Annotated in this window: 8 protein-coding genes and 1 riboswitch; of the genes, 4 read left to right on the forward strand and 4 right to left on the reverse strand. The window is 64.9% G+C overall.

Translation table 11 applies throughout. The features are described 5' to 3' along the window. The first annotated feature begins 119 nt into the window (after positions 1–119). Both ACD584_RS13540 and lolA read left to right on the forward strand, forming a co-directional pair. Positions 120–2,045: a DUF3857 and transglutaminase domain-containing protein gene (locus ACD584_RS13540; RefSeq protein ID WP_076036920.1), complete on the forward strand. Its 1,926-nt coding sequence runs from the start codon at positions 120–122 to the stop codon at positions 2,043–2,045. A gap of 64 nt (positions 2,046–2,109) precedes the next feature. After that, positions 2,110–2,781: an outer membrane lipoprotein chaperone LolA gene (lolA, locus tag ACD584_RS13545; protein ID WP_070693067.1), complete on the forward strand. Its 672-nt coding sequence runs from the start codon at positions 2,110–2,112 to the stop codon at positions 2,779–2,781. 115 nt (positions 2,782–2,896) lie between these two features. On the opposite strand, the gene xopZ is transcribed toward lolA, so the two are convergent. Next, the gene (gene xopZ, locus ACD584_RS13550) at positions 2,897–7,132 is read right to left on the reverse strand and encodes a XopZ family type III secretion system effector (protein ID WP_175611647.1); all 4,236 of its coding nucleotides are present in this window, start codon (positions 7,130–7,132) and stop codon (positions 2,897–2,899) included. A 161-nt stretch (positions 7,133–7,293) separates the two neighbouring features. On the opposite strand from xopZ, the gene ACD584_RS13555 reads away from it, so the two are divergent. Further along, entirely contained in the window at positions 7,294–8,667 is a 1,374-nt protein-coding gene (locus tag ACD584_RS13555; protein WP_070693062.1) for a replication-associated recombination protein A, read from the forward strand. Between the two features lie 2 nt (positions 8,668–8,669). Next, positions 8,670–8,740: riboswitch (Fluoride riboswitch) on the forward strand. Positions 8,741–8,852: 112 nt separating this feature from the next. Beyond that, positions 8,853–9,254, forward strand: coding sequence for a fluoride efflux transporter CrcB (gene crcB / locus ACD584_RS13560; RefSeq protein WP_070693060.1), 402 nt, complete (start codon positions 8,853–8,855; stop codon positions 9,252–9,254). Positions 9,255–9,344: 90 nt separating this feature from the next. Here the strand turns inward: crcB and ACD584_RS13565 are convergent, their stop codons facing one another. The 3 genes from ACD584_RS13565 to ACD584_RS13575 all read right to left on the reverse strand — a co-directional run bounded on the left by ACD584_RS13565 (position 9,345) and on the right by ACD584_RS13575 (position 13,736). Then, complete coding sequence (locus ACD584_RS13565) at positions 9,345–10,550, reverse strand: acetyl-CoA C-acyltransferase (RefSeq protein WP_005991024.1); 1,206 nt, start codon at positions 10,548–10,550, stop codon at positions 9,345–9,347. Positions 10,551–10,705: 155 nt separating this feature from the next. Further along, entirely contained in the window at positions 10,706–13,078 is a 2,373-nt protein-coding gene (locus ACD584_RS13570) for a 3-hydroxyacyl-CoA dehydrogenase/enoyl-CoA hydratase family protein (protein WP_076036921.1), read from the reverse strand. 25 nt (positions 13,079–13,103) lie between these two features. Next, complete coding sequence (locus ACD584_RS13575) at positions 13,104–13,736, reverse strand: TetR/AcrR family transcriptional regulator (RefSeq protein ID WP_011037144.1); 633 nt, start codon at positions 13,734–13,736, stop codon at positions 13,104–13,106. Between the last annotated feature and the right edge of the window lie 216 nt (positions 13,737–13,952).

Consider the following 13,952-nt stretch of genomic DNA (forward strand, 5'->3'; position numbering starts at 1 on the left):
TGACGCTGCGGCGTTGGCGCCGTGCATTGGCCGTTTCTGGAGGCGCGTCCATGCGTCTGGCGGGCGCAACGGCTACCCTGTAAACCAAGGGCCGCTCCGGTCCGCCGCGATCGAGACCCATGCTGCGTTGTCCCTTGTTGTTGTGTGTGCTGCTTTTTTCCATGCCGCTGCTGGGCCAGGCGCAGCAGCAAGCGGCCGCGCCCGCATCGGCGGCGCGCGCGCAGGCTGACACCAACTACAGCTTCGTGCGCTACCGCGCCGACTACGAAGTGCGTGACGACGCCAGCAGTGTGGAGACGGATACCTACGAGATCCTGCTCAAGACCAAATCGGCGGTCGAGCAGTTCAGCCAGGTGCGGCTGAGTTACAGCGAAAAGATGGAAACCCTCGACGTGCTCGAGGCCTACACCATCACCGCCGAAGGGCTGCGCCAGGACGTGGCGGCCGACAAGATCTACACCCAGGAAAGCTACTCCAGCGCATCGGCAGCGATGTATGCCGACCGCAAGGTCAAGGTAGTGGTGTTCCCGAACCTGGCGCCGGGCGCGCGCATCGTCTACCGCGTGCGCCGTGCGCAGAACACGCCGTATTTCCCCGGGTATTTCAGCCTGTGGGAGACCTTCAGCGTCTTCGCGCAGTACGACTATGCGGTGATTACGTTGGTCGCGCCGAGGGGGCTGCCGATGCATCTTTCTGCACGCGGGCTGCAGGGCAGCACCAGGCCGGTGGTGCGCGGCGACCAGGCACGCTGGGAGTGGCGCTACCAGCGCTCCGCGCCGATGAAGAACCAGAACTGGAGCGCTGCGACCTGGGAGTTCAGCCCCACCTTAATGGCCAGCACCTTCGATAGCTGGTCGCAGATGGGCCTGGCGTACCACGTCAAAGGCGGGCGCGCTGCGGCGGTGACGCCGGCGATCCAGGCGCTGGCTGATGAGGTCACCCGCGGTATCGATGCCCCGCGCGCGCAGGCTGCCGCGCTGTATGCATGGGTGGCGCGCAACATCCGCTACGTGGCGGTGTATCTGGGCAATGGCGGGCTGGAACCCAACAGCGCCGAGAGCATCCTGGCCAACCATTACGGCGATTGCAAAGACCACACCGTGATTCTGGAGGCCCTGCTTGCCGCCAAGGGGATTGCCAGCACCCCGGTGCTGATCGGGGCAGAGGGCGGCCCGACCTTGCCGCAGATCCCGGTGCTGGGCCGCTTCAACCACGCCATCACCTACATTCCCGCATTCGATCTGTACGTGGACTCGACCAACCCCTACGCACGCTTCGGCCAGTTGCCGGCCGGCGATCTTGGCGCGCCGGTGGTGCATACGCGCGATGGCAAGGTCACGCAGACGCCGCCGAACGACCGCAAGGTCAATCGCTATGTCGCCCGCACCGAATACCGGTTCACGCCGCAAGGCGATCTGCAGGGCACCACCACGCTCGACAGCGGGCAGACCGGCGAAGTGGGCTTGCGCGCGATGTTCGTGCAGCTCAATGCGCAGAATCGCAACCGGATCGAAGAGTCGATCCTTGCCCAGTCCGGTTTCGACGGCACCGGCGATCTGCTGATTCAGGGCGACCCGCTGGATCTGGATGCACCGTTCAACTACCGCTACACCTTCCAGGCCAAGGACGCGGTGGATTTCTCTGTGGTCGGCGGCATGACCTTGCCCGATATGCCAGGTGCCGAGTCAACGCGCGCCATCTACACCACCACTTCGGCCGAAAACAATCTGACCCCGTTTTACTGCAACGACAGCGTGCGCGAAGAAACCTACGTGGTGAGCTTTCCCGAGACGGTGCCGATCATCGCCATTCCGCGCAGCAGCACCTTTCGCAATGCCGCCGGCGAATACGTGGTTGAGTGGACACGGCAGGGGCAGACGGTCACCGCCGTGCATCGCCTGCAGCGTGCCGCCGTGCGCGGGCCACAGGCGTTGTGCCAGCCGCAGGATTACCGTGCGTTTCGCGAGCTCTACCAACAGGTGCGGCGCGGGTTTCGCGGGCAGATTGTCTATGGCGATCTGTCCAGGGTGCAGACGGCACGATGAGGCGGATTACCGCGCACACGCCGCCATCTGAACATGTCGTGCGATAGCGCTCGCCCATTCATCTATGAAGTATCAGAATCTACGCATGTCCTTCTGGAAGACCGCCATGCATCGCCAGCTCCGTTATGCCGTCCTTGCCACTGCTTTGTTCGCCAGTACCGCGTTTGCCGGTGCGCGCCAGGAGCTGGACACCTTCACGCGAGGGTTGAAGGGACTGGATGGGCAGTTCAGTCAGCGGGTGACCGACGCGAACGGCCGGGTCAAGGAAACTTCGAGCGGGCGGGTCGCACTGGCGACACCGCGTCAGTTCCGTTGGGAATACGCCAAGCCCTATAAGCAGCTGATCGTGGCCGACGGCAAGAAGGTCTGGGTATTGGATCCGGATCTGGAGCAGGTCACCGTGCGCGCACAGGGCAGCGAAGAACAGAACAGCCCGCTGGTTGCATTGATCGACCCGGCGCTTCTGGACAAGAAGTACGATGTCAGCGAAGAAGCCGCGCCACGCGACGGCCTGCAATGGTTATCGCTGACGCCCAAGGTGGACACCGACGCCAGCTTCCAGATCGCCTCGCTGGGGTTCGGCAAGGAGGGCCTGGCCAGGATGGAAGTGGTGGACGCAGTCGGCCAACGCACCGCGATCAGCTTTGGCGGCTGGAAGCGCAACCCGGCGTTTGCTGCAGACACCTTCCGCTATACGCCGACCAAGGGCGTGGACGTGGTGGGCGACGCGCAGTAAAGCGTCTGCGGGGCTCTCGGGATGAACGCATGGCGCAGCGAGCGGCTGTGCCTGCGAGCGCGCAGCAGTTGTCGTGACCTGACAGATGCACCCGCACAGGAGCGATGCCACCACGCTACGGGACTGGCTCGTACGGGATCCACTGACCAACCGTCCGGCTCGCCTCTGCAGCCTGGTTGGTCTGGCGTTTGATGAAGAAATCGAGGCCACGTTCGCGCTGGCGTTTGCCCTTTTCGCGCAGGATCAAAATGGTCGGTTCCCAAATGCTTGGGTGGCTGATGAGCTCATCGAACGCGCGATCGGCTTCTGCCGCTTGCGCTTCGCATCCGGCGACCCGCAATAGCTGGGCCTGCGCGCGGAGCGCGTCCAGGCGTGGTGCAGCCTCTGCCTGCAACACCCAGTCCACGATCAGCGAGGCGAACTTGTTGTCTTGCATGTGGAGGCGGACGCGGTCGATGAAGTCTTGCAACTGGCGCTCGGCCACCATATAGAGTCGCTGGTCATCGACCTTGCCCTGCAGTTTGGAGATTCCGTAGTGGGTCCATAACTGCCAGTTACGCTTCACTTCGCGTTCGAATGAGGCGAAGTTGAAAAATTCGAAGCCACGATCGGTGCGCACGGGATCGATTTCGTTGTTGAACATCCACAAGGTGGAGAACGTCGTGCTGCCGGCCGAGCGCAGTTCCCTGCTGTAGCCGAGATCAAGCGTGGCCATGGACAGCCGCGCCACTGGTGTGGGCGGCGCATTGCCGGTGCCTGGGTGCGTCCACTGCCGGGCGACGACACTGGCCGATGCGCGCCCTGCGATCTCTACCCTGGATTGTGCGCTCGAATCCTTCAGCACCATGGTCATGTAGCCTTCGATCGGCGTCTGCGACCGGGAGGTTTCGCGCCGCGCTTTCACGCCGAGCGATGCGCCCAGGGTGGCGCGACGCGGTTGGCCATCCATGTTTCCCACGCGCACGCCGGCAGCGACGCTGAGGCTGGATTCGGTGGCCGAAGTATTGCGTTCGGCATGGCCGATCAAGCCAACGGTGATGTTGGGGTGGTGGGCCAGCAGCTCCCCCAGAAAGTCGCGCTCGCTCAACTGGCCTGCATCGTCACCGGATTGCTCGGCCAGTTGCAGCAAGTGTTCGAACATGGCCAGGAATTGCGCGCGCTGCTCCAGCTCCTGGCCCTTACCCCGCCGTGGTACGCGGATTTGCACGCCATGCTCGATGCCCGATTCCTTTTTCATGCGCCATTCGGCTGCGCCGGTGATACCCACCGGTGCACGTTCGGTGCCCGGCAGCAGCACGCCCGCGCTAATGCCGGTACTGGCGTTGAACTGCCGCGCCGTCTGCCGCCCGATCTGCAGCGACAACCCGGTCCGTCCCATGTAAATCTCCACCGAGCGATCGGAACTGGTCTGGCCGCCCGCGGAGAGTTTCAGTCCCAGGCCGCTGGGGATGATCGCAAGTGCGGCCGACAGCGGCGTCGTATTGAGTCCGATCACCCGTTGCTCGGTAAGACGCAGCTTGTCGCGCCATTCCAGCCGTTCCATCAGGTTGCGCAGGCATTCGAACAGCGCACGTGGCGATCTGACGCGGGAGGTGTCGCCCTCATGCAGAAGGCGACTGGCATGACCGATGGCCTGATGAAAGTGAGTGCGCGCGTCAGACGCCAGTTCTTCATCCAGGGTCGCTGCACCGACCGGCAGGTCGCTCGGCTGTCCGGCGTGGTCGAGCAGGCCACGCTGGATCAGACGCAGCGTTTCGGGCAGACGCATGCGGCCGGCGCGTAATGCACCCCAGGCGGATGCGATGGCCGGATGGCACGCCGCCGGCTGCAGGTCGTCGGTCTCGTTCACGGAGGCAGCCACCGAGCGCTGAAGCTCCTGGGCACGCCGTTTGATCGTGCCCAGCACCTTGGCGGTGAAGGTCAGGTCGGTCGCGTTCTGCTCGTGTGGGAGCCATTGCACGTATTCCAACAGCGCCTGCATTGCCAGCTCGTCCTGCGACGGCATTCGCCCGCCCGCCAGCTGGATCTGGCGGCGCGCGACAAGCCAGCTGGTCAGGTGGCCGGCCGCTTCGCGAAAAGCGTCGTTGGCACGCCGCACGGCGGTGGGAAGCGCTTCGGAGGCGCCGACCTTCATTCCCAGCTCAAGTGCGTTGAAGGGATTGAGGGCGCGCCTGCCGCGCCGCCCACTGCCTGCGACCGCCCATTGCGCAAACATCTGCAGGCATGCGTTGACGCGCGCATAGGGTGAACCTGCCCGGGTGGTTTCGTAGCCATTGCGGAATGCGTGAAATGCGCTGCGCTGGGCATCGGTTGCAGACTGCAGGCCCTGCAGCGGCGAGTCTCCATGCACGGCATGGCGTGCTCCCATCTGCGCATCGCCCAGCCAGCTGCGTTCAGCCTGTTTTGCGTCCGGCGTCAGTGCAAGCCGGTGGCTGGCACGCAGATGGACCTGCGCCGCCTCCAACCATTCCCTGGAGGGGGGCGTGGCTTCTTCGCGCAGCATGTGCGAAAGAACCTGCATGCCGCGCGGAACGCTGGCCAACAGGCCGACGCAGGCGGTGACGATCTCCATTGGCTGGGCCGCCTCGGCAGCGATGGAGACCTGTGGCGGCGGAATCAGCTCACGCAACCGCACCATGCCCAGGCGTCGCAGCACGTCGGCCGCTGAGGCAGCATCGCCTTCGCTGGCGATCGCCAAGGCCTGCAGGGCGATGCGCAAGGCGTCGACCGGCTGCAAGGCGTCGCTCCCGAACGCAGCGCTGCGGCCATGCAGAGCGTCAGCCCAGGCGCGCAGAACCTGTCGACTCACTGGGTCGATGGTTTCCTCGCGAAAGCCGGGCAGGGCCTCGAGCAGTGCGTCCATGGTGTCGGCGACGATCTCGGCAGCGACGGGCCGGGCCTCATCGGCCGGCGGCTGCGCGGCTGCATGTTCCGCCACGCGCTGCATGTCGCCGTTCGCAGCTTCCAGCGCGTTGACCGTCTGTTCGTGCTGCCACACCTCCTCGGTGTTGATCCGCGACGAATGCCGCGCCTGCTGCAGTTTTGCCTCGACCTGGTCGAGGCGCTGCTGTAGGCGTCGCGCATGCCGCCGACAGCGCTCGGCATGCGTGCGTTGCAGGGTCAGCATGTTCTCGTTGCGTCCCAGCCGTGTGCGCAGTGCCTCGACTTCTCGGTTTCGCTCTGCAGCAAGGTGCGAGCCGAGCGTGCGCGAAGCCGGCCTGTTGGCAGAGTTGCCTGCTTGATCCGACTGCAACGCATCGCGTGCTTGCGCATACGCGCTTCGCAATCGATCGATTTCCGCGTTAGCTTCCGCAAGTGCTTGCTCTGCTTGTGCTGCCTGTGCCGAGCCGCGGCCGAAAAAGACCGCTTTGGCCAGCGCATCGCCGCGTGCGCGCGCCTGCTGCACTGCGTGCTCGAGCCGAGTGCAGGCGCGCTGCAGCTGTACGCGATCGACGCCCTGCTGCGCGTCGGCCGAGGATGGGCCCGCGTGCGCTGCGACAGCGCGCGACGGCTGATCGTGCGGTAGCGCGTTCAATGCGGCGCGTGCGGAGAGGATGTCCGACTTGAGATCGTGGATCGCGGCCGCCACTGCATCAGTCTGCGCATTGCATCCATGCAGCTGTTGCAGCAGTTCGGCACGTTCGCGCGTCAGCGCGTTGATGCTGTCGCTGAGGTTGGCGGCGCGCCGGGCTCTCAGGGCCAACTGCTCGCGTGCAGCCTGTAGCGTTTGTGCATGCGCGTAGCACAGCTCGTCCTGGCGACGCCGCCAGATGCGTGCGGCCAGGTCCTTGTTGGATTGTTCCAGGCGGGCGATCAGCGCCTCATTGAGATGCTGGGTGGCATTGGACAGCAGCGGGGCTGCTCGCAGATCACGGGCGGCATCGGCGTTGCGATCCGATGGGCAGGCTGGTGTGTCCCGCGCGTACTGCGCCGAGGGATAGCGCAGCAGGCTCGTATGTGGTTCTGGCGAACCGCTACTGAGCCCCAAGCGTTCTGCGGCCTTCCTGCAGGGACGCGGGAGGGCGTGTTTGCGTTTGGGAGCGGCCTTCAGTCCGGGATCGACGACGCTTGGCTGCCTTGCTTGCTCAAGTAGCGTCGCGGACCAACCCAGCGGATCTTCCTGTGCCTGGATCAGTTCCGCCTCGAACGCGCATGGGTCCGGAGTCGCCAATTTGTTGTGCGTCTGCCGCCGCGCAGAAGGCTTGGATGGATGCGCGATGGTCTCGGCCATGCCTGGAAGGCAAGCGGCGATGACGGAGGGGCGAAGCGGAATGCGAGGCATGGTGGAATCCGTGCGCTGAACCTGCCGCTTGCGCTTGCGCAGCTCGTGGCCGATGCGGAATGCCGGCAAGCGATTGCGGTCACTCGTTACTCAGTAACAGTATTGCGCTACGCAGTCGATGCGTTGCACCTGCGCGAAGTGGTCGCTTGGAAAGAGAACGTCGGCGTCCCAGCGATGGCCGAACACTGCGTTGTGGAACGTCCATCAGGCGCAGGCGGTAGAATGAAGGGGTGAGCAAAGCCAAACGTCCCGACTCGATCACACCCGATCTGCTGCACGTCGATCGCAGCGCCATGGGGCCCTTGGCAGAGCGGATGCGGCCGCGCACGCTTGACGAGATGGTGGGCCAGAAGCGATTGCTGGCTCCCGACAGCGCCCTGCGGCGCGCGGTGGAATCTGGGCGCGTGCACTCCATGATCCTGTGGGGCCCGCCGGGATGCGGCAAGACGACATTGGCCTTGTTGCTCGCGCATTACGCAGACGCCGAATTCAAGGCGATCTCGGCCGTACTCTCCGGCTTGCCGGAAGTGCGGCAGGTGCTGGCAGAGGCGGCGCAGCGTTTTGCCGGTGGCCGCCGCACCGTGTTGTTCGTCGATGAGGTGCATCGCTTCAACAAGGCCCAGCAGGATGCGTTCTTGCCGCATATCGAACGCGGCACGATTCTGTTCGTCGGTGCGACCACTGAAAACCCGTCCTTCGAGTTGAACTCAGCGCTGTTGTCCCGCTGCCGCGTGCATGTGCTGGAAGGCGTGTCGCCGCAGGATATTGTCGAAGCCTTGCAGCGTGCCTTGCGCGATGCCGAGCGCGGCTTAGGGGCGGAGACGATCCAGGTCAGCGAAGCGTCGCTGCTGGAAATCGCCAGCGCCGCCGACGGCGATGTGCGTCGGGCACTGACGCTGTTGGAAATTGCCGCGGAACTGGCGGCAGGCGAGGGTGGCGAGATTACGCCGCAGACGTTGCTGCAGGTGCTGGCCGACCGTACGCGCCGCTTCGACAAGAACGGCGAGCAGTTCTACGACCAGATTTCGGCGTTGCATAAGTCCGTACGCAGTTCCAACCCGGATGCAGCGCTGTACTGGCTGACGCGCATGCTCGATGGCGGGTGCGACCCTGCGTATCTGGCGCGTCGGTTGACCCGCATGGCGATCGAGGATATTGGCCTGGCCGATCCGCGCGCGCAGAGCATGGCGCTGGAAGCCTGGGACATCTTCGAGCGCCTGGGCAGCCCGGAAGGGGAGCTGGCCTTTGCGCAGTTGGTGCTGTATCTGGCCAGTACCGCCAAGTCCAATGCCGGTTATGCCGCCTTCAATCAGGCCAAGGCCGAGGTGCGCGCCACCGGCACCCAGGAAGTGCCGCTGCATCTGCGCAACGCACCGACCAAGTTGATGAAGACGCTCGGCTACGGCCAGGATTACCAGTACGACCACGATGCCGAAGGCGGTATCGCGCTGGACCAGACCGGCTTTCCGGATGCGATGGGCGAGCGGGTTTACTACAACCCGGTACCGCGCGGGCTGGAGATCAAGCTCAAGGAAAAGCTCGACCGGTTACGCGAAGCACGCGAACAGGCCCGTGCTGACAAGGGCCGCAAGCCCACCGCATAATCCGTTGCAGTGGAGATGGCATTCCTCCTTGAACCGCGCGCTTGTTCAGCGCGCTGATGATGCCTGCCCACCCACGCCGGGGCGGCAGGCCGCTGTCCCGGCATCGCGATGTATCGACCGAGGAGCATGCCGATGATGCGTTGTAAGCCTTCAAGACCTGTCTGTGCGCTGCGCACGGTGTGCCGATGAGTGCGCCGGTGTGGTGGCAACAGGCGCTGCTGGCTATGGCGGGCGGCGCGGTGGGCTCCGGCCTGCGCTTTGCCATTGGTGCATCGCTGCTGCAGCGCTTCGGCACGGGATTTCCCTGGGGAACGCTGACCGTCAACCTGGTCGGTGCCTTTTTCGCCGGCCTGTTGATGGTCTGGCTGGATGCGCGCGGGCCAGCGAGTTGGGCGTTGCGCGCCTTGCTGATCGTCGGTGTGATGGGCGGGCTGACGACGTTCTCGTCGCTGATGATGGAATGCCTGGTGTTCGCACGCACCGAGCGTTCCACCCTGATCGGTCTCTATCTGGCGGTGACGCTGCTCGCCGGGCTGGCGCTGGTGTTTGCGGGCGCACGTACCGGCCAATGGCTGGTGGCGCGTTGATGGCTTCGCTGCAGCGCTGAAACGACCGAAGGCGTGCATGAGCACGCCTTCGGTCTTTACAGCATGCGGTGCGACGAACCCGCGTTGCGCTTACAGCGCTTCGATGATGCCAGCAGCGCCCATGCCGGTGCCGATGCACATCGTGACCATGCCGTACTTCTGCTGACGACGGCGCAGGCCGTGCACCAGCGTGGCGGCACGGATCGCGCCGGTGGCGCCCAGCGGATGGCCCAGCGCGATCGCGCCGCCCAGCGGGTTGACCTTGGACGGATCCAGTTCGCTGTCGCGGATCACGGCCAGTGCCTGCGCGGCGAAGGCTTCGTTGAGTTCGATCCAGTCGATCTGGTCCTTGGTCAGGCCGGCTTGCTTGAGCGCCTTGGGAATCGCCGCGATCGGGCCGATACCCATCACTTCCGGGCGCACACCGGCCACCGAGAAGCTCACAAACCGTGCCAGCGGGGTCAGGCCGTAATCCTTGATTGCCTGCTCGGAGGCCAGCAGCACTGCGCCGGCACCATCGCTCATCTGCGAGGAATTACCGGCAGTGACGCTGCCGCCGAACTGGCCGTTACGGAACACCGGACGCAGCTTGGCCAAACCTTCGAGCGAGCTGTCCGGACGCGGGCCTTCATCGGTGTCGACCAGACGCTTGCGCAGCGCAATCACGTTGCCGGCCAGGTCGGGCTGATGCGACAGGATTTCGTACGGAGTGATTTCGTCGCGGAACTCGCCAGCCGCAATGGCCGCGATGGCTTTCTGGTGCGAGGCCAGCGCGAATGCATCCTGATCTTCGCGCGAGACCTTCCATTCCTCAGCAACCTTCTCGGCGGTGATGCCCATGCCATAGGCAATCGCCACGTGGTCGTCGGCGAACACATTCGGCGACATCGCAACCTTGTTGCCCATCATCGGCACCATCGACATAGACTCGGTGCCGCCGGCCAGCATCAGGTCGGCATTGCCCAGACGGATCTGGTCGGCCGCCATCGCCACGGCCTGGATGCCGGACGAACAGAAGCGGTTGATGGTCTGACCGGCCACGGTATTGGGCAGGCCGGCCAGCAGCACGCCGATACGCGCCACGTTCATGCCTTGCTCGCCCTCGGGCATGGCGCAGCCGATGATGGCGTCGTCGATCCGCGACAGATCGATGCCCGGCGCCTGCGCCACCACCGCACGCAGCACGTGCGCCAGCATGTCGTCAGGACGGGTATTACGGAACACGCCCTTCGGCGCCTTGCCCACCGGTGTACGCGTGGCGGCAACGATGTAGGCTTCTTGAATCTGCTTGCTCATGTGGCTTTCTCCGAAAGCCGGGAATGGGGAGTAGGGAATCGGGAATCGCAACTGCGGATTCGCCTGAGTTCACCCTCGACATCGACCGGCAGAATAGTGGGAGGAGCAGGGAATCGATTTGGCTTTCACCATTCCCGATTCCCCATTCCCGATTCTCAGTTCCTCAGCGGCTTGCCCGTCTTGAGCATGTGGCCGATGCGTGCCTGGGTCTTCTCCTGCTGGGCCAGCTCGACGAAGTGCTTGCGCTCCAGCTTGAGCAGCCATTCCTCGTCCACCAGCGCGCCGCGGTCGATCTCGCCGCCGCACACCACCGTGGCGATGCGGGTGGCGATCTCGTAGTCGTATTCGCTGATGAAGCGGCCTTCCAGCATGTTGACCAGCAGCATCTTGAAGGTGGCGATACCGACGTCGCCGGCGACCGGGATGCGGCGTGCCGGCAGCGGCGCGCGGTAGCCGCCTTCGGCCAGTGCACGCGCTTCGGCCTTGGCGATGTGCAGGGCTTCATAGCTGTTGAACACCACCTTGTCGGTGGCGCGCAGCAGGCCCAGTTCCTTGGCATTGATCGCCGAGTTGGACACCTTGGCCATCGCCACGGTCTCGAAGGTCTTCTTGAGTTCGGCGAACACGTCGCCGCCAGGGCCGGCCGCCACCGAGGCACGCACCGCCAGTTCCTTGAGGCCACCACCGGCCGGCAGCAGGCCGACGCCAGCTTCGACCAGGCCGATGTAGCTTTCCAGCGAGGCCACCGTCTTGGCGCTGTGCATCTGGAACTCGCAGCCACCGCCCAGTGCCAGGCCGCGCACCGCCGAAATCACCGGCACTTGCGCGTACTTGATGCGCTGGCTGGTGGCCTGGAAGTTGGCGACCATCGCCTCGAACGCATCGACCTTGCCGGCTTGCAGCAGGCCCAACGCACCGGCCAGATCGGCACCAGCGGAGAAGGGTTCCTTCTGCTGCCAGATCACCAGGCCGGCGAAGTCTTTCTCCGCGCGGCCAACAACTTCCTGCAGGCCATTGAGCACGTGATCGGACACGGTGTTCATCTTGGTCTTGAAGCTGACCACCGCGATGTCGTCGCCGTCGTGCCACATGCGCACGCCGTCGTTCTCGAACACGGTCTCGCCCGGCGAGAACTGCTCGCCCAGCAACGGGTCCGGGAAGCGCTGGCGCTTGTACACCGGCAGCGCCGAACGCGGCAGCTTGGCATCGCGCGCCGGGCTGTAGGAACCCTCGGCCGCATGCACGCCATCGCGGCCGTCGAACACCCAGTTCGGCAGCGGCGCGCTGCTCATGCTCTTGCCGCTGGCAATGTCTTCGGCAATCCACTGCGCCACCTGCTTCCAGCCGGCGGCCTGCCAGGTCTCGAACGGGCCCAGCGACCAACCGTAGCCCCAGCGGATCGCCAGATCCACATCGCGCGCGGTCTCGGCGATGTCGGCCAGGTGATAGGCGCTGTAGTGGAACAGGTCACGGAACGTCGCCCACAGGAACTGCGCCTGCGGATGCTGGCTCTCGCGCAGCTTGGCGAACTTTTCGGCCGGATTCTTGATCTTCAGGATCTCGACCACTTCCGGCGCCGCGCTTCGGTCGGCCGGGCGGTAATCCTGCTTCTGCAGGTCCAGCACCACGATGTCCTTGCCGACCTTGCGGAAGATGCCGGCGCCGACTTTCTGGCCGAGCGCGCCCTTGGCGATCAGCGCCTCCAGCCACTTCGGCGACTTGAAATACTGGTGCCACGGGTCGTCCGGCAGGGTGTCGCCCATGGTTCTGATCACGTGCGCCATGGTGTCCAGGCCAACCACGTCCGAGGTGCGGTAGGTCGCCGACTTCGGGCGGCCGACCAGCGGGCCGGTCAGGCCATCGACTTCATCGAAGCCCAGGCCGAACTCGGCGGTGTGGTGGATGGTGGACAGGATCGAGAACACGCCGATGCGGTTACCGATGAAGTTCGGGGTGTCCTTGGCGTACACCACACCCTTGCCGAGCGTGGTGACCAGGAAGCTTTCCAGGCCTTCGAGCACGGCCTTGTCGGTGCCCTTGGCCGGAATCAGCTCGGCCAGGTGCATGTACCGCGGCGGGTTGAAGAAGTGCACGCCGCAGAAGCGGTGGCGCAGCTGCTCCGGCAGCACGTCCGACAGCTTGTTGATGCCCAGCCCGGACGTATTGGAGGCCAGCACCGCATGCTCGGAGACGAACGGGGCGATCTTCTTGTACAGGTCCTGCTTCCAGTCCATCCGCTCGGCAATCGCCTCGATGATCAGGTCGCAGTCGCGCAGCTGCTCCAGCCCGCTCTCGTAGTTGGCCGGCGTGATCGCCTCGGCCAGCGCCTTGCTGGCGAGCGGGGCGGGGCTGAGCTTGCCCAGGTTGGCGATGGCCTTGAGCACGATGCCGTCGGCCGGACCTTCCTTGGCGGGCAGGTCGAACAGCACGGTGTCGACACCGGCATTGGTGAGGTGCGCGGCGATCTGTGCGCCCATGACGCCGGCACCGAGCACGGCGGCGCGACGGACTAGCAACGGATTGGACATAGCGATGAGCCTTTGGTGAGTGCGACTACGGTGTGGAATGGGTGCGGAAACCGGGTTCCGCGAAACGAATCAGTTCGCGCGCGGCATGCGCGCGATGGTCGGCCTCGCTCACGCCCGCCGGGCGTTTGATGAGGCCGAAATCGGCCATGGCATAGGTGAGCGCTCCAGCCAGGAAGTCCAGGCGCCAGTACAGCTCCTCCTTGCTCAGGCCCGGCACGCAGCCGGCGATGGCCTTGCCGAACTCGCGCAGCACATGGCCGTAATGGTCGGAGAGGAACTTGCGCAGGTTGTCGTTCTTTTCCGCATAGGCCCTGGCGATCACGCGGACGAAGGCGCCGCCACTCTGGCGGTCCTGGGCCATGGCCAGCGCCGGTTCCACGAACGCGGCCAGCACCGCGGTGAGTTCGCCCGGCTGGCTACGCTTGGCGGCCTCGAGCTGCTGCAGCCGTGCGGCGGTCATCTCGTCCATGCGCCGGCGGAACACCTCGTTGACCAGGTTTTCCTTGGAGCCGAAGTGGTAGTTGACGGCGGCGATATTGACGTCGGCCTGGGTAGTGAGCTGGCGCAGCGAGGTGCCGGCGAACCCGTGCTGTGCGAACAGCTCCTCGGCCGCGCTGAGGATGCGGTCCTTGGTCGAGAAGTGGGCGGGCTTGGGCATGGACAGGCGTGGCGCTCAATCAAACGATTGTTTGAGTCTACGGGCTCGCAGACGCCATGGTCATGCCGCACTGCAGCACGATTTAGGGCCTGGTATGCAAAGGTAAGGACGACGGGATAGAATTGACCATCGCAAAGAAGGCTAAGCCCGCGTTTTGACGCGGGTTTTTTTCATGATAACCTCGGGCCCTCAGTGGCCCGCCCAACGGAGATTCTC

Origin of the sequence: Xanthomonas sp. NCPPB 2922, from assembly GCF_041520885.1 — a bacterium.
Classification (GTDB): Bacteria; Pseudomonadota; Gammaproteobacteria; order Xanthomonadales; family Xanthomonadaceae; genus Xanthomonas; species Xanthomonas campestris.